20 protein-coding genes are annotated in these 21,196 nt (G+C 61.7%); 15 read left to right on the forward strand and 5 right to left on the reverse strand.

Annotated elements, in window-relative coordinates; translation table 11 throughout:
* The first annotated feature begins 196 nt into the window (after positions 1 to 196).
* The 5 genes from SM764_RS04535 to SM764_RS04555 all read left to right on the forward strand — a co-directional run bounded on the left by SM764_RS04535 (position 197) and on the right by SM764_RS04555 (position 6,617).
* Positions 197 to 2,041 (forward strand): ABC transporter ATP-binding protein, encoded by a 1,845-nt coding sequence (locus SM764_RS04535; protein ID WP_369001154.1) that lies wholly within the window; start codon positions 197 to 199, stop codon positions 2,039 to 2,041.
* Positions 2,035 to 3,888 carry an ABC transporter ATP-binding protein gene (locus tag SM764_RS04540; RefSeq protein WP_369001155.1) on the forward strand — a complete coding sequence of 618 codons (1,854 nt, stop codon included), beginning with the start codon at positions 2,035 to 2,037 and terminating at the stop codon, positions 3,886 to 3,888. The genes SM764_RS04535 and SM764_RS04540 overlap by 7 nt, the downstream gene beginning before the upstream one ends.
* Positions 3,889 to 3,966: 78 nt before the next feature.
* Positions 3,967 to 5,214, forward strand: coding sequence for a class I SAM-dependent RNA methyltransferase (locus SM764_RS04545; RefSeq protein WP_369001156.1), 1,248 nt, complete (start codon positions 3,967 to 3,969; stop codon positions 5,212 to 5,214).
* 23 nt (positions 5,215 to 5,237) lie between these two features.
* Complete coding sequence (locus tag SM764_RS04550; protein WP_065273654.1) at positions 5,238 to 6,035, forward strand: ion transporter; 798 nt, start codon at positions 5,238 to 5,240, stop codon at positions 6,033 to 6,035.
* Between the two features lie 63 nt (positions 6,036 to 6,098).
* Positions 6,099 to 6,617, forward strand: a complete 519-nt coding sequence (locus SM764_RS04555; RefSeq protein ID WP_065272064.1) for a L,D-transpeptidase family protein — start codon at positions 6,099 to 6,101, stop codon at positions 6,615 to 6,617.
* A 63-nt stretch (positions 6,618 to 6,680) separates the two neighbouring features.
* On the opposite strand, the gene dalA is transcribed toward SM764_RS04555, so the two are convergent.
* Positions 6,681 to 7,175, reverse strand: coding sequence for a divisome-associated lipoprotein DalA (dalA, locus tag SM764_RS04560; RefSeq protein ID WP_065273655.1), 495 nt, complete (start codon positions 7,173 to 7,175; stop codon positions 6,681 to 6,683).
* A 167-nt stretch (positions 7,176 to 7,342) separates the two neighbouring features.
* Here dalA and SM764_RS04565 point away from each other — a divergent pair, with 167 nt between their 5' ends.
* Both SM764_RS04565 and SM764_RS04570 read left to right on the forward strand, forming a co-directional pair.
* Complete coding sequence (locus SM764_RS04565) at positions 7,343 to 7,960, forward strand: L,D-transpeptidase (RefSeq protein ID WP_065272065.1); 618 nt, start codon at positions 7,343 to 7,345, stop codon at positions 7,958 to 7,960.
* A gap of 138 nt (positions 7,961 to 8,098) precedes the next feature.
* On the forward strand, positions 8,099 to 8,281 hold the full coding sequence (locus SM764_RS04570; protein WP_065272066.1) for a hypothetical protein: 183 nt from the start codon (positions 8,099 to 8,101) through the stop codon (positions 8,279 to 8,281).
* A gap of 91 nt (positions 8,282 to 8,372) precedes the next feature.
* Here the strand turns inward: SM764_RS04570 and SM764_RS04575 are convergent, their stop codons facing one another.
* From SM764_RS04575 to SM764_RS04585, 3 genes are all read right to left on the reverse strand, one after another.
* A complete protein-coding gene (locus tag SM764_RS04575; RefSeq protein WP_369001157.1) occupies positions 8,373 to 11,375 on the reverse strand; it encodes an aminotransferase class III-fold pyridoxal phosphate-dependent enzyme in 3,003 nt (1,000 codons plus the stop codon).
* Positions 11,376 to 11,442: 67 nt separating this feature from the next.
* Entirely contained in the window at positions 11,443 to 12,504 is a 1,062-nt protein-coding gene (gene hemH / locus SM764_RS04580; protein WP_369001158.1) for a ferrochelatase, read from the reverse strand.
* 125 nt (positions 12,505 to 12,629) lie between these two features.
* Complete coding sequence (locus tag SM764_RS04585; RefSeq protein WP_347510422.1) at positions 12,630 to 13,460, reverse strand: methyltransferase domain-containing protein; 831 nt, start codon at positions 13,458 to 13,460, stop codon at positions 12,630 to 12,632.
* A gap of 14 nt (positions 13,461 to 13,474) precedes the next feature.
* Between SM764_RS04585 and SM764_RS04590 the strand changes: the two genes are divergently transcribed.
* The 4 genes from SM764_RS04590 (at position 13,475) to SM764_RS04605 (ending at position 15,832) form a co-directional block, all read left to right on the forward strand.
* Positions 13,475 to 14,203 (forward strand): double zinc ribbon domain-containing protein, encoded by a 729-nt coding sequence (locus SM764_RS04590; RefSeq protein ID WP_369001159.1) that lies wholly within the window; start codon positions 13,475 to 13,477, stop codon positions 14,201 to 14,203.
* Positions 14,204 to 14,289: 86 nt separating this feature from the next.
* Positions 14,290 to 14,547 carry a glutaredoxin 3 gene (grxC, locus tag SM764_RS04595; RefSeq protein WP_065273656.1) on the forward strand — a complete coding sequence of 86 codons (258 nt, stop codon included), beginning with the start codon at positions 14,290 to 14,292 and terminating at the stop codon, positions 14,545 to 14,547.
* Between the two features lie 17 nt (positions 14,548 to 14,564).
* Positions 14,565 to 15,395, forward strand: coding sequence for a carbon-nitrogen hydrolase family protein (locus SM764_RS04600; protein ID WP_369001160.1), 831 nt, complete (start codon positions 14,565 to 14,567; stop codon positions 15,393 to 15,395).
* Positions 15,395 to 15,832, forward strand: coding sequence for a MarR family winged helix-turn-helix transcriptional regulator (locus SM764_RS04605; RefSeq protein WP_368948572.1), 438 nt, complete (start codon positions 15,395 to 15,397; stop codon positions 15,830 to 15,832). The genes SM764_RS04600 and SM764_RS04605 overlap by 1 nt, the downstream gene beginning before the upstream one ends.
* A 307-nt stretch (positions 15,833 to 16,139) precedes the next feature.
* On the opposite strand, the gene ubiG is transcribed toward SM764_RS04605, so the two are convergent.
* Positions 16,140 to 16,889 (reverse strand): bifunctional 2-polyprenyl-6-hydroxyphenol methylase/3-demethylubiquinol 3-O-methyltransferase UbiG, encoded by a 750-nt coding sequence (ubiG, locus tag SM764_RS04610; RefSeq protein ID WP_274836062.1) that lies wholly within the window; start codon positions 16,887 to 16,889, stop codon positions 16,140 to 16,142.
* Between the two features lie 49 nt (positions 16,890 to 16,938).
* On the opposite strand from ubiG, the gene pip reads away from it, so the two are divergent.
* The 4 genes from pip (at position 16,939) to nusA (ending at position 21,177) form a co-directional block, all read left to right on the forward strand.
* On the forward strand, positions 16,939 to 17,919 hold the full coding sequence (gene pip, locus SM764_RS04615) for a prolyl aminopeptidase (RefSeq protein WP_065272074.1): 981 nt from the start codon (positions 16,939 to 16,941) through the stop codon (positions 17,917 to 17,919).
* The gene (locus tag SM764_RS04620) at positions 17,916 to 18,761 is read left to right on the forward strand and encodes an ABC transporter substrate-binding protein (RefSeq protein WP_369001161.1); all 846 of its coding nucleotides are present in this window, start codon (positions 17,916 to 17,918) and stop codon (positions 18,759 to 18,761) included. The genes pip and SM764_RS04620 overlap by 4 nt, the downstream gene beginning before the upstream one ends.
* A gap of 164 nt (positions 18,762 to 18,925) precedes the next feature.
* Positions 18,926 to 19,543, forward strand: coding sequence for a ribosome maturation factor RimP (gene rimP / locus SM764_RS04625; protein WP_065272077.1), 618 nt, complete (start codon positions 18,926 to 18,928; stop codon positions 19,541 to 19,543).
* A complete protein-coding gene (nusA, locus tag SM764_RS04630) occupies positions 19,543 to 21,177 on the forward strand; it encodes a transcription termination factor NusA (protein WP_065272078.1) in 1,635 nt (544 codons plus the stop codon). Before rimP ends, nusA begins: the two co-directional genes overlap by 1 nt.
* Positions 21,178 to 21,196 lie beyond the last annotated feature (19 nt).

The following is a 21,196-nucleotide window of genomic DNA, read 5'->3' on the forward strand; positions in this document are numbered from 1 at the left end:
AACGGGGTGACAAAGGCAGGATGGGTGATTATCCATTGGGCAGTCGTGGACGACAGGCACCGGGAGGAATGCTCATGTATTACGGGATCTGGTACAGCTAACGCCGATACCACCCGTTTGTCAGGGGGCCTTGACGGCACCCATCTGACGCATGTCCGCATTCCATAATTTGCTCAAGTGATTGGAGCACCCGCCCATGTTTCGTTTCTTTGAAAACCTCATTGATCCCTATTGTGACTATCCCGAAAAAGACGTGCCCCCGACGCAGCTCTGGCCGTTTCTGCGCGACTATGCCCAGCCCTTCAAACGCGTCTTTGTGTTGACGGCGATGATGTCGGTGGTGGTGGCTGCCATCGAGATCGGGCTGATCTATTACATGGGCAGGGTGGTTGATCTGCTGGGGGGAACGCCCGCTCAGGTCTGGCAGGATCACGGCACTGAGCTGATCGTCGTCGCCCTTTTGATCCTATTCCTGCGGCCCGCCCTGCAGCTGGTGGATGTGCTGCTGCTGAACAATGCGATTCTACCCAATTTCGGCACGCTCATCCGCTGGCGGGCGCACCGGCATGTGCTGCGCCAATCGGTCAGCTGGTTCGAAAACGATTTTGCCGGCCGCATCGCCAACCGGATCATGCAGACGCCCCCGGCCGCCGGAGAGGTGGTGTTTCAGGTCTTTGACGCGATCACCTTTTCACTGGCCTATCTGGTGGGGGCTGCGGTGCTGCTTTTTGCCGCCGACGCGCGGCTGATGCTGCCGCTGGCGATCTGGTTCGCGCTTTATGCGCTGCTGGTGCGCTGGACCGTGCGGCGCGTGGGCCCGGCCAGCGAAGCGGCCTCCGATGCGCGCTCCACCGTGACGGGGCGGGTGGTGGACAGCTATTCCAATATCCACTCGGTCAAGATGTTCGCCCATGACGATCGTGAGCTTTCCTATGCCAAAGAGGCGATCGAGGACGCGCGCACCACCTTTCAGGACGAGATGCGGATCTTCACCGTGATGGATGGGGTTCTGGTCATGCTGAACGGGTTGCTGATCGTTGGCGTCGTCGGCTGGGCCTTCCTGTTGTGGATGCAGGGCGCGGCCTCGGTCGGGGTGGTGGCGGCGGCCACCGCGCTGACGCTGCGGCTCAACGCGATGACCGGCTGGATCATGTGGGCGCTGACATCGTTTTTCCGCCAGCTGGGCGTGGTGGCCGAGGGGATGCGTACGATTGCTCAGCCGATCACGCTGGTCGATCAGCCTGAAGCGCAGCCTTTGCAACTGAGCGCGGGAGAGATCGAGCTGCGGGATCTGTCGCACCATTATGGCCGCGAGGCGGGTGGGCTGGACAGCATCAGCCTGACCATCAAACCGGGTGAGAAGATCGGCCTGATCGGGCGCTCTGGTGCGGGCAAATCGACGCTCGTGAAGCTTTTGCTTCGGTTCTACGATCCGGACCGGGGGCAAATTCTGATCGATGGGCAGGACATCCGGCAGGTGACGCAAGACAGCCTGCGCCAGAATATCGGCATGGTGCAGCAGGACAGCGCGCTGCTGCATCGGTCGGTGCGGGACAATCTGCTCTATGGCCGTCCTGATGCCAGCGAGGAAGAGATGCTCGCCGCCGCCCGGCAGGCCCAGGCGCAGGAGTTCATTCTGGATCTGGAGGACCCGCAGGGGCGCACAGGATATGACGCCCATGTGGGCGAGCGCGGCGTGAAACTCTCTGGGGGGCAACGTCAGCGGATCACCCTGGCGCGGGTCATTCTGAAGGACGCACCGATTCTGTTACTGGACGAGGCAACCTCGGCGCTCGATTCCGAGGTCGAAGCCGCCATTCAGGAGACCCTTTATGGCATGATGGAGGGCAAGACGGTGATTGCCATCGCCCACCGCCTTTCCACCATCGCCCAGATGGACCGTATTCTGGTGCTGGATCAGGGACGGATTGCCGAACAGGGCAGCCATGACGCGCTTTTGCAGCAGGGCGGCCTATATGCACAATTCTGGGCACGCCAATCGGGTGGCTTTCTGAACGCAGAGGCAGAAGAACAATGCTGAAATCCTTTCTCGACCGGCGTTTCAATCCGTTCCGGCCTGCCGCAGGGCCGCCGCCGGAAACGCTTGTGGCCTTTGCGCGCTGGGCGCTGGCGGGGGCCTGGCCGGTGTTGGGGCTGTTCACGATCCTGTCGGTGATGGCCGGCGGTATGGATACGCTCAACGCTTTTCTTCTGGGATTCATCATCGACACGGCGGTTGATGCCGGGCCGCAGGCCTTCTTTGCCGAACATATGCTGGTGGTGGTGGCCTTTGCGGCCTTCTTCCTGCTGTTTCGCCCCGCAATTCTGGGGCTCGGCGCTTTTGCCAATGCGGTGCTGGTGCAGCCTTTCATTTCGCCGCTGATCCTGTCGCGGATCAACACTTGGGTTCTGGGCCAGTCGGTCAGCTATTTCGACGATGATTTTGCCGGGCGCATTGCGCAAAAGCAGATGCAGACCGCCAATGCCATGACCCAGGTCGCGGTCGAGGGGATCAATGTAGTGATCTTTGGCCTTGCGGCGCTGATCAGTACCTTTGCCCTTCTGGGGTCGATCGATTGGCGGATTACCGGGCTGTTTGCGATCTGGCTCATCGGCTATTTCAGCCTGATCCGCTGGTTCCTACCGCGCGTCCGCGAACGCTCGGGTAAGATGGCCGGGGCGCGGGCCATGGTGTCGGGGCAGGTGGTCGACACGATCACCAATATCAAGACGGTGAAGCTTTTCGCCCATGCTGGTAACGAGGAAGAAAGCGCCAAGGATGCCATGGCGGGCTACCGCGATGCAAGGCTGCATCTTGGCACCCTGTCGGCGAGCTTCCGCTTCTGCCTGATGGGCTGCGCCGGTGTTCTTCCGGTGATGATGATCGGTGCATCGTTGCTCCTGTGGCAGGGCGGACAGGCCAGCGAAGGCGATATCGTGGCGGCGGGCACCATCGCGATCCGGCTGGCACAGATGACCGGCTGGCTCAGCTTTGCGCTGATGGGGATTTACGCCAACGTGGGCGAGGTGGAGAACGGCATCAAGACGCTGGCCCGGTTCGACCGCATCACCGATTCCGAAGATGCCTGCGATCTGGTGGTGCGCGAGGGACAGGTGCATTTCGATCACGTCAGTTTCTCCTATGGCCGCAATATCGGCGGCGTGCGCAGCATCGACCTGACCATCAAACCGGGGGAGAAACTGGGCATTGTCGGGGCTTCAGGCGCCGGGAAGTCGACATTGGTGTCGCTGCTCTTGCGGCTTTACGATGCCGAAGAGGGGCGCGTTCTGATCGATGGGCAGGACATCACTGGCGTCACCCAGGACAGCCTGCGGCGGCAGATCGGCATGGTCACGCAGGAAACTGCCATGTTCAATCGTTCCGCCCGCGACAATATCCTGTATGGTCGCCCCGATGCCAGCGAGGCAGAGCTGATCGCGGCCGCAGAAAAGGCCGAGGCGCATGAATTCATTCAGGACCTTGCGGACGGTCAGGGGCGCGAGGGCTATGAGGCGCATCTGGGCGAGCGTGGCGTCAAACTGTCCGGCGGTCAGCGGCAGCGCATCGCCCTGGCCCGCGCGATCCTGAAGGATGCGCCGATCTTGGTTCTGGACGAGGCAACCTCGGCGCTGGATTCCGAGGTCGAAGCCTCGATCCAGACAGCGCTGGAGCGGGTGATGGAGGGCAAGACGGTTTTGGCCATTGCCCACCGCCTGTCCACGCTCAGCGAAATGGACCGGATCATCGTGATGGATCAGGGCCAGATGGTTGAGGTGGGCAGCCACGAGGATCTTCTGGCGCAGGGCGGGCGTTATGCGCAGTTCTGGGCACGTCAGTCCGGCGGATTTATCTGCACCGACGAAGACTCGACCGAAGCTGCCGAATAGCCACCGGCGCAGGAGGCTTTGCCCGCCCCGTGCCGTTTGGCTCTTTTGCGCGGGGTCTGCGCAGGCTATCTACGCTGCATGACAGATGCAGCCAGAACCACAGCTACGATCACCCGTCTTGGCCAACAGGGCAACGGGGTCGCCGAAGGCCCCTTGTTCGCCCCCCGCACCCTTCCGGGAGAGGTGGTCAGCGGCATAGTCAGCGGCAGCCAGCTGACCGAAGTGCGGATCGAAACGCCCTCCGAAACCCGCGTGCAGGCGCCGTGCCGACACTATAAATCCTGTGGTGGCTGCCAGTTGCAGCACGCCAGCGATGCCTTTGTCGCCGATTGGAAGGTCGAGGTGGTGAAAACCGCGCTGCGGGCGCAGGGGCTTGAGACCGAATTCCGCCCCATCCATACCTCGCCGTCGCGCAGCCGCCGCCGCGCCACCCTGACCGTGCGCCGCACCAAGAAGGGCGCGATGGCCGGGTTTCACGGGCGTGCATCGGATGTGATCACCCCGATTCCGGATTGCCAGCTGCTGGATCCGGCGTTGATCCGGGCCATTCCATTGGCCGAGGAACTCGCCATGGCCGGGGCCAGCCGCAAGGCGCCCCTTTCTGTCACGCTGACCACATCCGAGGTCGGGCTGGACGTGATGGTGCGGGAGGGCAAGCCCCTGGATGGCTCCCTGCGGCTGGAACTAGCGCGCATCGCCGGTCAGAACGGCGTGGCCCGACTGACCTGGGGGGATGAGCAGGTGCTGATGGAGCAGCCCCCGGTGCAGGCTTTTGGTCCCGCCCGCGTCTGCCCGCCGCCGGGATCGTTTCTGCAAGCCACCAAAGATGGCGAGGCGGCGCTGCTGTCCGCCGTTCAGGAAATCACCAAAGGCGCCAAACGCCTTGTCGACCTTTTTGCGGGATGCGGCACTTTTGCCCTGCCGCTGGCGCAGGATGCCGAAGTTCACGCAGTCGAGGGCGAGCGGGACATGATTGCCGCGCTGGATGCGGGTTGGCGCCGGGCGCAGGGGCTGAAAAAGATCACCTCCGAAGTCCGCGATCTGTTCCGCAATCCGCTGCTGCCTGAGGATCTGAACCCCTTTGGCGCCCATTTCGACGCTGCGGTCATCGACCCGCCCCGCGCGGGTGGCGAGGCGCAGATTGCCCAGCTGGCACAGGCCCGCACGCCGGTCATTGCCTATGTTTCCTGCAACCCGGTGACCTTTGCCCGCGACGCAAAGACGCTGGTCGCTGCGGGCTATCGTCTGAACTGGGTCCAGGTGGTTGACCAGTTCCGCTGGTCCGCCCATACCGAACTGGCTGCCAGTTTCACGCTGGACAGCTGACAGGCACCCAACAGACGGGATTGATGAGCGTGATGCAGACCCTTCGCAAGATCCTGGACAGTCACCGGTTCAGCCGGTTCGTGACGACGGTCATCCTGATCAACGCGGTCACGCTAGGGATGGAGACCTCGGCCGGGATCATGGAGCGGATCGGTCCGATCATCCATTTCATCGACTACCTGTGCCTGTCCATTTTCGTTGCCGAGATTCTGGCCAAGCTTTTGGTGGCGCGGCTGCGGTTCTTTGTCAGCGGCTGGAACGTTTTTGATTTCGTCATCGTCGGTATCGCGCTGGTGCCGGGGGCACAGGGGCTGTCGGTGCTGCGGGCGCTCAGGATCCTGCGGGTTTTGCGGGTCATCTCGGTAGCCCCCCGCCTGCGCCGCGTGGTGGAGGGTTTCATTACCGCGTTGCCGGGGATGGGCTCGGTGTTCCTGCTGATGGCGATCATTTTCTATATTGGCGCGGTGATGGCGACCAAACTGTTCGGTCATAGTTTCCCAGAATGGTTCGGTGATCTTGGCCTCAGCGCCTATTCCCTGTTCCAGATCATGACGCTGGAAAGCTGGTCGATGGGAATCGTGCGCCCGGTGATGGAGGTCTACCCCTATGCCTGGGCCTTCTTCGTGCCCTTTATCATGGTCACGACCTTTGCCGTGGTAAACCTTCTGGTGGGTCTTATTGTGAACTCCATGCAGGATGCCCATTCCGAAGAAGACGACCAGCGCACTGGCGCCTACCGGGACGAGGTTCTGGCGCGGCTGGAGGCCATCGAACGGCGCCTTTCCGACAGCGCGGCCGCGGATCAGCAGACAAAGAAGTGATTTCGAGTTCGGAAATTTTCAGGTATTCTGCGCCTCAGGCAGTCAATAAAAACAGGTTCAAAAATGGACAGGCGGTTATTCGGGCTCGGAGCGGTTTCTTGTGCGATGGTTGCAGGGTGCAGCCAGGCTGAGAGCAAGTTCAAAAGCTATTCAGGCCCCGAGGTGACCTCAATCGTGGTCAACAAGGGCGCGCGTAAAATGTATCTTCTCAACAACGAGGATGTGTTGCGCGAATATGAGGTCGATCTTGGCTTTGCGCCGGACGGGGCCAAGCGTGTCGAAGGCGACGGTAAGACGCCGGAAGGCACCTATCTGATCGACCGTCGCAACCCGAACAGCAGTTTTCACCTGTCGGTGGGCATTTCTTATCCCAACTCGGCGGATGTCGCCCATGCTCAATCCCTGGGGAAAAAGCCGGGTGGAGAGATCTTCATTCACGGAGAGCCGAATGACCACAAGGACCGCAAGCGTGCGGCGCGGGTCAAGGATTGGACAGCAGGCTGTATCGCCGTCAAGAACCACGAGATCGAAGAGGTCTACGCCATGGTTCAGACCGGCACCCTGATTTCCCTGCGCCCCTGAGGGCGTCGAGAAGCCGCAGCCTGTCCCGATAGCCTGGGGCAGAGCTGCCCGGTGAGCGGGCTTTTAGTTGCCCATCACCAGCGTCCACCAGATCTTACCGTTGGGTTCCTGGTACCAGGAAAAGCCCATGTTGGTGGCCTTGGGATCCAGAATCACCGCGCGGGTACCGCGGTCTTCCATCCAGGCGGTCAGGGTCTGAAGCTCGTTCTCGTAGGTTTCCGAAATCGCCTCGCCCAGCATGGAGCCGGGGTAGCCAGTGCGGGCGACGCGATCCAGCGGCGAGGACCCGTCTGAGCCGAAGTGCCAGGGACGGTTCTGAACTGACATGTCACGCGAATGGGTGGCGGCAGCGGCGTTCAGCTGGGCATTCAGCTGGACCTGCGGGGCAGAGGCCGCCTGGCGCAGCGCATTAACCGAATCGAGCATACGGATCTGTACTTTGTCGGCATTGCGGATCCTGTAGACTGTTCCGCCGCCCTCACCCGTCTGAGGGACCGGAGTGCAGGCCGCAGCAAGGGTAACGAAGGCAGCAGCCAGGATCAGGAAAACACGCGTCATCATGCATCTCGCTCAGTTTCATTGTTCCTGCACTTAGCCTTCCTGAGGCGCAGGTGCAAACCTGCGTCGGCCATTCGGGACCCTTAATCGGCGGTTTGATTTGCGACTGAGGCTTAAGAGCCATAATATACCGCCAGTATTTTGATGTTTACCTGCAGGGAAAGACCATGACCCACAGTCTGTTTGATAAACCGTCCCGGCGCCAATTTCTGGCAGGGTCGGCGGCGCTGCTGTCCTCTCCGGCCCTCGCCGAAGGTGTCGCGCAGGACGAGGATGTTGCCTATGATCCCCTGCGCCCGCCGCCAGAGCCGGAACCGCCGGTCAAACGCAATATCTCGGCCTTCCGCGCCAAAAACTGGAGGCCCTATTTCGATAATCTGCGCAAAGGAGCGATTCTCGTCGATATCGACAGCCGGGCGCTGCATTACTGGTCAGAGGATGAATCGGTCTACAAATTGTTCCCCTCTTCGGTGCCCTTGTCCGATGACCTGACCCGCCGGGGTCGGACTTCGGTCATCCGCAAGGTTGATGGCCCCAGCTGGTCGCCGACGCCGAACATGCTGAAACGGAACCCTGAATGGCCAAAATACATCCCGCCAGGACCGGATAACCCATTGGGATCACATGCTTTGTATCTCAGCTGGAAGTTCTACCGCATCCATGGGACCCACGATACGCGCAAAATTGGGCGGAAATCGTCGAACGGCTGCATCGGGCTTTATAACGAGCACATCGCGCAGCTGTTTCAGCTGACCAAGGTGGGCACGCAAGTGTTGCTAATTTGACGACATTGCCGCACGCGCAAGGCTGCCCTTTTAAACAAGCATTTGCATTCCCGAGGGTTACTTGGTTAGAAAAAAATACGAGATAAGTCTTGGGTGCGTAGGCCATTGTTGTGTCCGACGCGAATTCTGGAGGTTAACATGAAAAAACTCGTTATCGCAGCTGCTCTGACTGCCGCCGCTTCCACCGCTTCTGCTGGCAACCTGGCAGAGCCCGTTATCGAAGCACCGGTAATCGTTGAGCAGGCCGAAAGCTCGTCTTCCGGCATCCTGCTGCCGCTGCTGCTGCTGGTCCTGGTTGGCGCAGCTGTCGCAAGCAACTAATTGCTTCTTGCAAGATTTAAAAAGGCGGTGGTTTTCCACCGCCTTTTTTATTGCCTGCTGGCCGGAAACAGAGTGTCCGGTGGGGCCGCCCTCAGAGGGCGGCGACCTCATCCAGAATAAGATCGAGCGTCTGCACGATCATCTCCACGTCATCGCTGTCGATGGTCAGCGGCGGACGAATCTTCAGGATGTTATCCTTGGGTCCTTCGCTGCCGATCAGGATGCGGTGATCGCGCATGCGGTTCTTGACGTATGAACAGATCCCGGTCGCCTCGCTGCCATCTGCGTTGATCAGCTCCAGCCCCAGAAACAGCCCCATGCCGCGCACATCACCGACGCAGGCATGTTTCGCCTCAAGCTGCCGCAGTCCTGCCATCAGCTGGTCGCCCATGGCCTTGGCGTTCTGTTGCAGCCCTTCGTCATCGACGATGTCCAGCACCTCCTTGCCGATGCGGCAGGACAGGGTCGACCCGCCGAAGGTCGAGAAGAACTCCGGCCCCTTGGCGAAACTGTCGGCAATGGCGCGGGTGGTGACAAGAACACCCAGCGGGTGGCCGTTACCGATGGGCTTGCCCATCACCACGATATCGGGCAGCGCGCCCTGGTGTTCAAACCCGAAGTAATAGTCCCCGAGCCGCCCCAGACCGGTCTGCACTTCGTCGGCGATGCAGATGCCCCCGGCGGCGCGGACCTTTTCATAGACCGCCGGCAGGTACCCCTTGGGCGGGATGATCTGCCCGCCGACCGAGGGGAAGGTTTCGGCGATAAACCCGGCCAGCCCGTGTCCCTTGTCCTTCAGCTTGGCAATCGCAGGATCGACGAGGTCCGCGAATTTCTGCGCTCGGTTCGCATCGTCGCGTTTGAAGCTGCCGCGATAGTCGTCCGCGACTTCGACCAGTTCCACCCAGTCCGTTGGGCCGACGCCGCCCTTGGCGTTGAATTTGTAGGCGGAGATGTCGATCACGCCGGTGGTGTTGCCGTGATAGCCGTGGTCTGGCGTCACCATGCCCTTGGCGCCGGTATGGGCGCGGGCCAGCCGCAGGGCCAGCTCGTTCGCCTCAGTGCCGGAGTTGACGAAGAAACAGACCTCGAAAGGGGCTGGCAGTTTCGACAGCACCTTCTCTGCAAAGGCGACCTGCGCAGGGTGCAGGTAGCGTGTGTTGGAGTTCATCCGCTTCAGCTGATCCGCCGCCACCGCCTGAATGCGCGGATGGGCGTGGCCCACGTGCGGCACGTTGTTATAGGCGTCCAGATAGGGTCGGCCCCATTCATCGAACAGGTGGTGTTTCCAGCCCCGCAGCAGCATCACCGGATCGGAGTAGGTGAGGCTGAGATTGCCGCCGAAATGCGCGCGGCGCCCTTTCAGGACTTCACCCTTGTCGGTGGGCTGATAGCCGGTCTTGTCATCGGGCAGGTTCATCAGCGCCGCCGGGTTGGGGCAGATCGCGTGCCACAGGTACATCTCGTCCGGGTCACCGACACCGGGCCAGTCTGCCTCGATCCCGTCGGTGGTCATCGCCAGCTGGAAATGCACATGCGGTGCCCAACCGCCGTTCTGGGTGGGATCGCCCAAGCGGCAGAAGGCTTCGCCCTTGGCCACGGTATCGCCGGGTTTCAGGCGGTCGCAGCACTCCGGATCCAGATGGCCGTAAAGGGTGTAGAAGGTGTCTCCCGCCGGTGTCTCATGGCGCAGAATGATGGTGCCGCCATAGTCCAGATGATGCGCCCGGTTCTCGACGATGAAGACCTCGCCCGCCAGCGGCGCATAAAGCGGCGCACCCGCCGGGGCAAAGCCATCCACGCCCAGATGCACGGTGCGCCGGTTGCTGGCCTTCCAGCGCCCCTTGCGGAAGGCGGGCGCGGTATAGATCAGCCGGGGTTCGTTGTAATAGCCCAGCCAGATGCCGGTGCCGTATTCCTCGCCGACGCGGGCGGCTTCTTCCAGCGGCATATCGAACGGGTTCTGCGGCCAGGTGGCGTTTTCGACCGAGAGCGACCCCATCGGCACGTCGCTCAGGTCCGCGCCCATCAGGGGAGCAAAATTGCCGCGTTCTGCATTAAGCCAGGCCAGCACCCGATCGGCGCCCTCCACCACCGGCAGACCGCAGGCGGCGCGCAGGCGGGCGTTCACCAGCTTGGCGTTCAGGTCAAAGCCTTCGAGGAACCGCCAAGCAGGCGCCTGCGAGATGGTCACGTAAGGATCATCGGGGTTCTCTGCAGCCATCAAGGTGGAGTTCACCACTGAGACCGCAAGCCGTGCCCGCAACAGCGGCCAGATCATGTCTACCTCCGCTGGGGTCAGTGGGCAGGCGGAATGATAGCCCGATACCAGCGCAGCCAGCGCGGCCTCGGGGTCGGGATGGTCCAGAACGATATAGGCGGCCGCGATCGCCAGATCGCAGACGCGCGGCGCGTTGCACATATCGCCAAGGTCGATGAGGCCGGACACCCGGCGCGGTTCGCTGAGTTCTCCCGATACGATGATATTGTAATCATTGGCATCATTGTGGATTGCCTGCTGCGGCAGCTTGGCAAGGTCGGGTGCCAGTTCGGCAAAGGCGCCATGAATATCGGTCAGCAGGGCCCTGCGGGCCGGATCGGCAATGCAATCCAGATCATCGGCAATCCACCCGGCCTGCATCAGGTTCCATTTGAAATCCCGCTCAAGGCCCGGATGCTGAAAATCCGCCAGCGCCGCGTCGGTCTGGCCGAGCACCGCGCCGACCTCGTGGATCAGGTCGGCGGATTTCGGTGCGGCCTTGGCGTAGCAGCGGCCGGGCAGTTGGTTGATGACCCAGACCAGCCGTTCGGCGCCGGTTTCATCGGCAATCGCGCACATTGCGGCGCCGTTGCTGGCCCGGATTACACGCGGGCAGGGCAGGTCCGGTGCGGCCTTGGCGATATGCTCAAGGGCCTGCACCTGCATATCGACCAGACCCTGCGGGCAGCCGGGGCGCATCGCCTTGACGATATAGCCAGGGCCATCCGCCGCCAGCGCCAGAAAGTTCAGATCGTATTCGCCATCAAGGCGGGTTAGCTCCGCCTCGATCCCCCAATGTGCCGCAAATGCGGCCGCCCAATGCGCCTGTGTCATAAAACCCCCCGATCCGCCGCTTCGGCGGTAACCCAATATTGGATCCTATTTGAACCGGGGCGCGGCGTTAGTCCACCCAGCCTTTCAAATTCTGTTCGATGACACCGGCCAGTGCGGCGATGTGATCGTCATCATCGTTGAGGCAGGGGATATAGAGGAAGTCCTCGCCACCCGCCTCTTCAAAGCTTTCCTTGATCTCTTCGTTGATCTCTTCGAGCGTTTCGATGCAGTCGGCGGAAAAGGCCGGGGCGATCACGGCGATGTTCTTTTTGCCTTCCTTGGCCAGCGTGGCGACGTGGTCGACGGTATAGGGTTTCAGCCATTCCTCGGGGCCAAAGACCGATTGGAAGGTCGTCGTAATCTGGGTGTCATCCCAGCCAAGGCGTTCCTTCAGAAGGCGCGTCGTTTTCTGGCACTGGCAGTGGTAGGGATCGCCCTGCATCAGATAGCGTTTCGGCATCCCGTGGTAGGACACGACAAGGATATCGGGGCGACTCGACGCCTTGGCGTAGGCCTCTTCAACGGAACGCGCCAGCGCATCGATATAGGCGGGTTCATCGAAATAGGCAGGAATGGTGCGGGCGGCAGGTTGCCAGGTTTCTTCCATCAGAGCGCGGAAGAACTGGTCATTCGCCGTGCCCGATGTGGCGCCGGCATATTGCGGATAGAGCGGCACGAACAGGATCTTCTGGCAGCCTGCCTTGACCATTTCGCGGACCTTGGACTTGGTCGACGGGTTGCCATAGCGCATGCAGAAATCGACCATGACCTGATCGCCATACCGGTCGGACATGACCTTTGCCATCTTGGCGGTCTGGTCCTTGGTGATGGTCATCAGCGGGCTTTCGCCCTTGTCATGGTTCCAGATGGATTTATAGGCCTCGCCCGAGCTGAACGGGCGTTTGGTGAGGATGATCAGCTGCAGCAGCGGCTGCCATTTCCACGACGGGTAGTCGATCACCCGCTTGTCCGACAGGAATTCGCTCAGATAGCGGCGCATGGGCCAGTAGCTATAATCATCCGGGGTGCCGAGGTTCGCAAGCAGAATGCCCACCTTTTCCGGCTGCACCTTGGGATGGTCGGCAGGAGCGTGAACAGGGCATTTTGCAGTTGAGGTCGAATCCAGCATTGATGTGTCCTGTGCGGTTGAGGCTTTGTGTTTCGGCGCAATAGTAATGGCATACGCGGTCAAAGACCAATCGGATCAAATTTGTGCAGCCATCGCGTTTGCCTATTGTCCGCAGTGGCGCGGGCCTAGTCGGGCAGCTTGGTTTCCGGCACTTTCAGGGCATCCGCCAGCCGCATCTGGGCCGAGCCGGGGCGCAGCGGTTTCTGCTGGCTTTCAGAGGGCGACCAGCCGGTCAGGCAGATGAGTTCGAAACTGGCGGGCAGGCGGCCGGTCTCGGTCTCGAAGTGCTGGCGATAGATCTCTTCGGCACGGTGGAACAGGCGGCGCGGGACCGGGCGTTTCAGGCGGGATGTAAGGGCGTTGGTCTCTCCCATGGCCCGCAATTCGCGCATCAGATGCATCAGGTCGCGGTATTCCGCCGTCAGCGGCACCACATCGGCCACCGGCAGGGCGAACCCGGCCCGTTGCAGCAAGGCGCCCAGATCGCGGACCTCGCCCATCGGGGCGATGCGCGGAGACAACCCGCCCAGTACCTCGGTTTCTGCTCCGGCCAGCGCCACGCGCAGCTCCTGCAATGTCTGCCCGCCCAGCATCACCGCCAGCAGCAACCCGTCTTCCTTCAGGGCGCGGCGGCACTGGATCAGCTGGCCAACCGGATCATTGGCCCAGTGCAGGCCCATCGCATGGATCACCACGTCATGGGCGCCGGGCTGCAGATCCAGAACTTCATCGTCGGCCACGCAGGTCGCACCGCCAAGGGCACCGTCCCAAATCTCCGCAAAAGGAGACACCACCGCAGGGGCGGTAAAGGTTCTGTTAACCATGCTGAGGCGATCTTCGACCTCGTCCCGTGCCATCTGGTGCAGGAACAGGGCCTCTTGCTGCCGCCGAGCCCGATGCGCTGCCAAAGCCTGCCTGTCAAACAGCTGTGGCTGGTGTTGTGTGTTTTGCGTCATGGGGGGCTACTTAAATGCTGTTGGCGCAGTTTCAAACCGCTGTTTCACTGATCTATCCGCCGCGCTGTCTGGGCTGCGGTGGGGTGGTCGGGCAGGACGCGGGCCTGTGCGGTCCCTGCTGGCGCGAGACGGAGTTCATTTCCGGCACGGTTTGCGAAGGCTGCGGGGTGCCCCTGCCCGGGGAGAGCGACGGATTTCGCATCGAATGCGATGATTGCATGGCGACGCCCCGCCCGTGGAGCCAGGGCCGTGCCGCGCTTGTCTATGGCGGTAAGGCGCGCGAGCTGGTGCTGGCGCTGAAACATGGGGACCGGCTTGATATTGCTCCTCCGGCGGCGGCCTGGATGGCGCGGGTGGCGGAACCTTTGCTGCAGGATAGTCCGCTGGTCTGCCCGGTGCCCCTGCACTGGAGCCGACTTCTGAAACGCCGTTACAATCAGTCCGCCGTGCTGGCCAGGGCGTTGGCACGCCGCGCTGGGCTGCAATATTGCCCCGATCTGCTGCGCCGCCACCGCAGAACACCGTCATTGGACGGGCGGTCGCGGAGCGAACGGTTCCGGCTGTTGGGTGATGTGATCGGGGTGCCGCCGCGCAAGGCGCCTGCCCTGAGCGGTCGCAACGTCTTGTTGGTGGATGATGTTATGACCTCCGGGGCGACCCTGTCGGCCTGCGCGGATGCCTGCCTGCGCGCTGGTGCGGAAGAGGTGCGGATCGTCGTTCTGGCCCGCGTCACGCATGCGTGACCGCTTTGCCGGGGCCTCTGGCAAAGATTGCATTGCGGCCCCATATCCCTCACAAACGCAAAAACCCGAATATATTGGAGACCTGCATGAAACCGGTGGAAATCTACACCTCGCCTCTGTGCGGCTTTTGCCACGCCGCAAAACGGCTTTTGAACCAGAAGGGTGTGACCTTTTCCGAGGTCGACGTTATGATGAACCCGAAACGCAAACCTGAAATGATCCAGCGCGCGAACGGGGGCCGCACGGTGCCGCAGATTTTTATCGGCGACACGCATGTGGGCGGTTGTGACGAGCTTTACGCGCTTGAACAGGCCGGCAAACTGGATCAGTTGCTGTCCGCCTGAAACCGGAGACCCACCTGATGCGCGCAGCCCTGTTGCAGATGACCTCAAGCGATGATCCAGCCGAGAATCTGGGCAGCGTGCGCGCCATGATGGCCACAGCGGTGGCCGAGGGCGCCGGTTTCGTGCTGACGCCCGAGGTCACCAATTGCCTTTCGACCAGCCGCGCGCATCAGAAAGCCGTCCTGCATCACGAAGAAGACGATCCGACCCTGGCTGCCCTGCGCGACGAGGCCGCGAAACTGGGCGTCTGGCTGGTGCTCGGCTCGCTCGGCATCAAGACCCACGATGCGGATGGGCGCTTTGCTAATCGCCAGTTCCTGATCGGCCCCGATGGCGGGATCGCCGCCCGCTATGACAAGATCCACATGTTCGATGTGGAGGTCACGCCTGAGGAAACCTACCGCGAATCGGATGGCTATCGCCCCGGCACCCGCGCGGTGCTGGCCGAGACACCGTTTGCAAAGATCGGCATGACCATCTGCTATGATGTGCGCTTTCCCCATCTGCACCGGACGCTGGCGCAGGCCGGGGCGCAGGTGTTGACGGTTCCGGCAGCATTTTCCCATGTGACCGGCGCCGCCCATTGGCACACGCTGCTGCAGGCCCGCGCGATAGAGACGGGATGCTACGTGCTGGCGCCTGCCCAGACCGGGACCCATCCAGCCAGCAGGGGCGCATCGCGCCGCACATTCGGGCATTCTCTGGTTGTGGCGCCCTGGGGAGAGATTCTGGCGGACGCCGGGACCGATCCCGGGGTTGTCTGCGTTGATCTTGATATGGAAAAAGTGGCAGAAGCACGCAAACGTGTTCCTGCGCTGACCCATGATCGAGAGTTCGACGGACCCTGATGGAAGAATCACATTCTCTGGCCGTTTCGCTGTTCAGTGAAATCCTGATGGCCGACCAGCTGGCGCGCTCGCGGCTGGGCAAGGCCCTGCCCAAGGGAATGGAACTGTCGCATTTTTCGGTTCTGAACCATCTGGCACGGGCCGGGCTGGAACGCTCTCCGGCGCAGCTGGCGAAGGCGTTTCACGTCACCCGCGGTGCCATGACCAATACGCTGAACAAGCTGGAGATGGCGGGTTATGTGCATATCCGCCCCGACTGGGACGATGCCCGTCGCAAGATGGTGGCGATCAGCCCCGCTGGTCGGCAGGCCCGCGATGCGGCGCTGGCCAGTATCGTGCCGGTGATTTCCGAAGTGGTGGATGAGCTGGGCGGTGAGCGTGTGCGTGCCGCACTTCCGATCCTGCGGGAGTTGCGCAGCAAGCTGGAAGACGACTAAGCGCCGCCCGGCGCGGCCTCCATGCCCTTGCGTTTGCCTGTGCCCCAAAAAGAAAGGGATGCCGTGTAACGGGCATCCCTTCCTCAATTTCCCATCTGGCCGCGTGAGTGGTGGCAGCGATCATTTCGCATTGCGCCGATAGGCCATCGGGTACAGCATTCACTCTGTTAAGGGCCAAGGCCCGGTATCGGTCAGACTAAAACCCAACCGATCGGACGGTTTTATACTAAATCGAGTCAAACGCCAAGTACGCAGAGGGATTAGGTCTCCTATACGAAAGGATAGGAGGCGGTTATCCGCCACCTTGTTACGCGGCGGGTTTGGTGCTGGCCGTGACGTAGTTGACCGAAAGATCGCGCGGAGAAATCGACCAGCCCCAGGTCACCGGGTTGAACACGAACCCCTTACGGTCGACTGGCTCCAGCCCCGCCTTGCGCAGCAGCTCGAACAGCTCGTCCGGGGTAATGAATTTGTTCCATTCATGCGTGCCACGCGGCAGCCAGCGCATCACCACCTCGGCGCCAAAGATGGCCATGACATAGCTTTTGGGATTGCGGTTGATGGTGGAACAGATCTGCAAACCACCCGGTTTCAGCAACTCCCGCGTTGCGGTCAGATAGCTCAGCGGATCGGCCACATGTTCAACCACCTCCATGTTGAGAACCACGTCGAACTGTTCACCGGCTTCGGCCAGGGCCTCGGCAGTGGTGTGGCGGTAATCGATGGTAAGGCCGGATTGTTCCGCATGAATCCGCGCCACCGGCAGGTTCCCGGCGGCGGCATCGGCCCCCACGACCTCGGCGCCAAGGCGCGCCATCGGTTCCGACAACAACCCGCCGCCGCAGCCAATGTCGAGAAGGCGCAGGCCCCTGAATGGCTCCGGCTGCGTCAGATCACGGCCGAATTCCCCGGCGATCTGCTGGGTGATGTAGTCAAGCCGACAGGGATTCAGCATATGCAACGGCTTGAACTTGCCGTTGGGATCCCACCACTCCGCGGCCATTGCTTCGAATTTGGCGATCTCGGACGGGTCTACCGTGGACTGAGGCGCTTGCATTCCTGTCTCCGTGTGTTCTTTTGTGTCTAACAGACTAGTTAGGTCAGTAATGGACAAATACTCGGACCAAAAGCGCGCAGTGCAGTATCTTTATCCTCCGGTCGATGCCTACGACCAGCGTATGCTGGATGTGGGGCAGGGCCACAGCATTTATGTTGAGCAATCGGGTAACCCCAAGGGCATTCCGGTGATTGTCTGTCATGGTGGTCCCGGCGGCGGCAGCAGCCCGGCGATGCGGCGCTATTTCGATCCCAATATCTATCGGGTGATTCTTTTTGATCAGCGCGGCTGCGGCCGCTCGCGCCCGCATGCCTCTTGCGAGGATAACACCACCTGGCACCTAGTTGCCGACATGGAGGAGATCCGCCGCCTGCTGGAGATCGACAGCTGGCTATTGTTCGGTGGCAGCTGGGGGGCGACGCTGGCGCTGATTTATGCGCAGACGCACCCGGAGCGCGTGCAGCACATCATCCTGCGCGGTGTCTTCCTGATGACACAAAGCGAACTCGACTGGTTTTACGGGGGCGGCGCCGGGCGGTTCTGGCCGGAAACCTGGGCGCGGTTTGTCGCGCTGGTCCCGCATGACGAGCGACACGATATGATCGCCGCTTATAACAAGCGGCTATTTTCCGGCGATGTGAACGAGGAAATCCGATTCGGTCGTGCCTGGTCATCCTGGGAGAACGCCCTGGCCTCGGTCCATTCTAACGGTCATGGCGGCGAAAGCCCCGGCGATTATGCCCGCGCCTTTGCCCGGCTGGAAAACCACTATTTCATCAATGGCGGTTTTCTGGATTTCGATGGGCAGATCCTCGCCAATATGGGGCGGATTTCCCATATTCCGGGCATCATCGTGCAGGGCCGTTACGACATGATCTGCCCGCCAACCTCGGCCTGGCGCCTGAACGAGCTGTGGCCAAATGCCGAGTTGAAAATGATCCGCAATGCAGGTCATGCCTTGTCGGAGCCGGGAATCAGTGCCGAACTGGTGCGCACGATGGACCGGATTGCCGAGGAGATGCTGCCATGACCCGTATCGACCGCCGCGCGCTGTTCACCTCTGGTGCTGCGGCTGCCTTGCTGGCGGCGACGGGCACGTCATTGGCGGCTGCGCCGCGGGCGGGCGGGGTGCTGCGTCTTGCGGTGCCGCGTCAGGATGGGCTGATGGAGCAGGTGGCGCGTGGCGCCGTCTTCGACACCCTGACAGAGATCGCGCCCGATGGCGTGTTGCGGGGCGAGCTGGCCGAGGGATGGCACAGCAGCGACGCGGCCCGGACCTGGTCCTTTGATCTGCGCAGCGACGTGCGGTTCCATGATGGTGCGGCCATGACGGCGGCGGATGTGGTTGCCTCGCTGAGCGGGCGCGGTATCGACGGCGCCGAGGTTGCCTTGGTGCAGCAGGTCGCGGAACACCGCATTGAGATCCAGCTAACGGCCGCAAACCCCCATCTTCCTTATCTTCTGGCGGATGCGGCGCATGTCATCGCTCCGGCGGGGCAGGTGGACCTGCCACTGGCACAGGCAGTGGGCACCGGTTGCTACCGCGTCGAGCGGGCGCAGGACGGGCGGCATTTCCGCGCTGCAAAACTGGCCGATCACTACAAGGCCGGGCAGGCAGGCTGGGTGGATACGGTCGAGGTGATCGTCATCCCGGATGCCCGTGTGCGGACCGAGGCGCTGCGTGATGGCTATGTGGATGTGGCCGCATTGCCTGCACCAGAGGGGCTGATCGAAAAGGGCGGATTCCTGTATCATCCTTCGGCCAGCGACATGGCGCTGGCGGCGCGCAGCGATGTGGGCATGCCCCGCACCGTGGGCCGCCGCGCGGCGCTGGATGATGGCCGTATTGCCGAACGCTGGTGGCGGATCTGACCGGGGCGCAGGCCCGGTTTCGAACTTCTCCTTGCAGATTCGCCCCATCAAGCGTATATGCCTTTCACAACAGCGGCGCGTTGGGCTCTGGTCCAAGGCTCCACCGGGATTTTCAACGGGCCGCGCGCCCGTTTTTTTGTGTCCGAAAGACAGCTGGAACCCGAATGACCAACGACCTGATTGCCAAAGCCGCGATTGACCGCCGCCTTGCCGAGATCATCACCCCGGTGATCGAGGATCTGGGCTATGAGCTGGTCCGTATCCGGCTGATGTCCGGCAAGACGACAACCCTGCAGATCATGGCCGACAAACCCGATGGCGGGATCGAAGTTGATGATTGTGCCGATATTTCGAATGCCGTCAGCGCAGTTCTGGACGTCGAGGATCCGATCCTTGACGCCTACGCGCTTGAGGTCTCCAGCCCCGGCATCGACCGCCCCCTGACGCGTCTCAAGGACTTTGACATGTTCGAAGGCTATGAGGCCAAGCTGGAAACCGCCGAACTGATCGACGGTCGTCGCCGCTTCAAGGGCGAGCTGGCCGGTGTCGAGGATGACGAGGTTCTGATCAATATCGAGGAACATGGCGAGCCCGTGACCATCGGTCTGAAATTCGACTGGCTGAGCGATGCCAAGCTGGTGCTGACCGACGATCTGATCAAGGAAATGCTGCGCCAGCGCAAGGCGGCTGGCACGCTGAACGAAGATGCTTTTGACGACGTTATCGAAGATACGCCCCTTGAGGGCGAGGTGACCGAAGGGTCCGAAGAGGAGAACAAGTAATGGCCATCACCTCTGCAAACCAGCTTGAGCTGTTGCAAACCGCCGAAGCCGTGGCGCGCGAGAAAATGATCGACCCCGGCCTAGTGGTCGAAGCCATGGAAGAAAGCCTCGCCCGGGCGGCCAAAAGCCGCTACGGCAGCGAAATGGACATCCGTGTGTCCATCGACCGCAAGACCGGCAAGGCCACCTTTACCCGCGTCCGCTCGGTCGTCGAAGATGAAGAGCTGGAAAACTACCAGTCGGAAATGACCGTCGAACAGGCCAAGCAGTACATGGCTGATCCCAAGGTGGGCGACACCTATGTGGAAGAGGTTCCGCCGGTAGAAATGGGCCGTATCGCGGCCCAATCGGCCAAGCAGGTCATCCTGCAGAAGGTCCGCGAAGCAGAGCGTGACCGCCAGTACGAAGAATTCAAGGACCGCGCCGGTACCATCATCAACGGTCTGGTCAAACGCGAAGAATTCGGCAACGTCATCGTCGATGTGGGCGCTGGCGAAGCGATCCTGCGCCGCAACGAGAAGATCGGCCGCGAAAGCTATCGTCCGAACGATCGTATCCGCTGCTACATCAAGGATGTGCGCCGCGAACCGCGCGGCCCGCAGATCTTCCTCAGCCGTACCGCGCCGGAATTCATGGCCGAGCTGTTCAAGATGGAAGTGCCGGAAATCTATGACGGCATCATCGAGATCAAAGCCGTGGCCCGTGACCCCGGTTCGCGCGCCAAGATCGCCGTGATTTCCTATGACGGTTCCATCGACCCCGTGGGTGCCTGCGTTGGTATGCGCGGCAGCCGCGTGCAGGCCGTTGTGAACGAGCTGCAGGGTGAAAAGATCGACATCATCCCGTGGAACGAAGATCAGCCGACCTTCCTCGTTAACGCGCTGCAGCCGGCCGAAGTGTCGAAAGTGGTTCTGGACGAAGAAGCCGGCAAGATCGAAGTCGTGGTCCCCGAGGAACAGCTGAGCCTGGCCATCGGCCGCCGTGGTCAGAACGTGCGTCTGGCCTCGCAGTTGACCGGTCTCGACATCGACATCATGACCGAGGAAGAGGAATCGGCGCGTCGCCAGAAGGAATTCGAAGCGCGCACCGGCCTGTTCATGGAAACTCTGGATCTGGACGAATTCTTTGCCCAGCTGCTGGTCTCCGAAGGGTTCACCAGCCTCGAAGAGGTTGCCTATGTGGAGCTGGACGAACTGCTGGTCATCGATGGTGTTGACGAAGGCACCGCCGAAGAGCTGCAGGCCCGGGCCCGTGACTACCTCGAAGCCAAGGCCAAGGCGGCGATTGATGCGGCCCGTGCGCTGGGCGCAGAGGATAGCCTGATTGACTTTGACGGTCTGACACCCCAGATGATTGAGGCACTGGCAAAGGACGGCATCAAGACGCTGGAAGACTTTGCCACCTGCGCGGACTGGGAACTGGCCGGCGGCTGGACCACGGATGGCGGCGAACGGATCAAGGACGACGGTATTCTGGAACCTTTCGGCATGTCGCTGGAAGAGGCACAGGATATGGTCATGACAGCCCGCGTATTGCTGGGCTGGGTTGATCCCGCCGAACTGGAACCGGAAGTCTCGGAAGATGACGAGGCCGAAGGTGACGAAGAAGCCGCTGACACAGGGGCCGGGGTCTGATCCCCGCTGCTCCTGAAAG

This window comes from Pseudophaeobacter sp. 1A16562 (assembly GCF_041008785.1).
GTDB lineage: Bacteria > Pseudomonadota > Alphaproteobacteria > Rhodobacterales > Rhodobacteraceae > Phycobacter > Phycobacter gallaeciensis_A.

Excerpts from the sequence above, each read along its gene's own strand:
- SM764_RS04535 (WP_369001154.1), top strand. The coding sequence starts at position 197 with ATGTTTCGTTTCTTTGAAAACCTCATTGATCCCTATTGTGACTATCCC.
- SM764_RS04540 (WP_369001155.1), top strand. The coding sequence starts at position 2,035 with ATGCTGAAATCCTTTCTCGACCGGCGTTTCAATCCGTTCCGGCCTGCC.
- SM764_RS04545 (WP_369001156.1), top strand. The coding sequence starts at position 3,967 with ATGACAGATGCAGCCAGAACCACAGCTACGATCACCCGTCTTGGCCAA.
- SM764_RS04550 (WP_065273654.1), top strand. The coding sequence starts at position 5,238 with ATGAGCGTGATGCAGACCCTTCGCAAGATCCTGGACAGTCACCGGTTC.
- SM764_RS04555 (WP_065272064.1), top strand. The coding sequence starts at position 6,099 with ATGGACAGGCGGTTATTCGGGCTCGGAGCGGTTTCTTGTGCGATGGTT.
- dalA (WP_065273655.1), bottom strand. The coding sequence starts at position 7,175 with ATGACGCGTGTTTTCCTGATCCTGGCTGCTGCCTTCGTTACCCTTGCT.
- SM764_RS04565 (WP_065272065.1), top strand. The coding sequence starts at position 7,343 with ATGACCCACAGTCTGTTTGATAAACCGTCCCGGCGCCAATTTCTGGCA.
- SM764_RS04570 (WP_065272066.1), top strand. The coding sequence starts at position 8,099 with ATGAAAAAACTCGTTATCGCAGCTGCTCTGACTGCCGCCGCTTCCACC.
- SM764_RS04575 (WP_369001157.1), bottom strand. The coding sequence starts at position 11,375 with ATGACACAGGCGCATTGGGCGGCCGCATTTGCGGCACATTGGGGGATC.
- hemH (WP_369001158.1), bottom strand. The coding sequence starts at position 12,504 with ATGCTGGATTCGACCTCAACTGCAAAATGCCCTGTTCACGCTCCTGCC.
- SM764_RS04585 (WP_347510422.1), bottom strand. The coding sequence starts at position 13,460 with ATGACGCAAAACACACAACACCAGCCACAGCTGTTTGACAGGCAGGCT.
- SM764_RS04590 (WP_369001159.1), top strand. The coding sequence starts at position 13,475 with ATGCTGTTGGCGCAGTTTCAAACCGCTGTTTCACTGATCTATCCGCCG.
- grxC (WP_065273656.1), top strand. The coding sequence starts at position 14,290 with ATGAAACCGGTGGAAATCTACACCTCGCCTCTGTGCGGCTTTTGCCAC.
- SM764_RS04600 (WP_369001160.1), top strand. The coding sequence starts at position 14,565 with ATGCGCGCAGCCCTGTTGCAGATGACCTCAAGCGATGATCCAGCCGAG.
- SM764_RS04605 (WP_368948572.1), top strand. The coding sequence starts at position 15,395 with ATGGAAGAATCACATTCTCTGGCCGTTTCGCTGTTCAGTGAAATCCTG.
- ubiG (WP_274836062.1), bottom strand. The coding sequence starts at position 16,889 with ATGCAAGCGCCTCAGTCCACGGTAGACCCGTCCGAGATCGCCAAATTC.
- pip (WP_065272074.1), top strand. The coding sequence starts at position 16,939 with ATGGACAAATACTCGGACCAAAAGCGCGCAGTGCAGTATCTTTATCCT.
- SM764_RS04620 (WP_369001161.1), top strand. The coding sequence starts at position 17,916 with ATGACCCGTATCGACCGCCGCGCGCTGTTCACCTCTGGTGCTGCGGCT.
- rimP (WP_065272077.1), top strand. The coding sequence starts at position 18,926 with ATGACCAACGACCTGATTGCCAAAGCCGCGATTGACCGCCGCCTTGCC.
- nusA (WP_065272078.1), top strand. The coding sequence starts at position 19,543 with ATGGCCATCACCTCTGCAAACCAGCTTGAGCTGTTGCAAACCGCCGAA.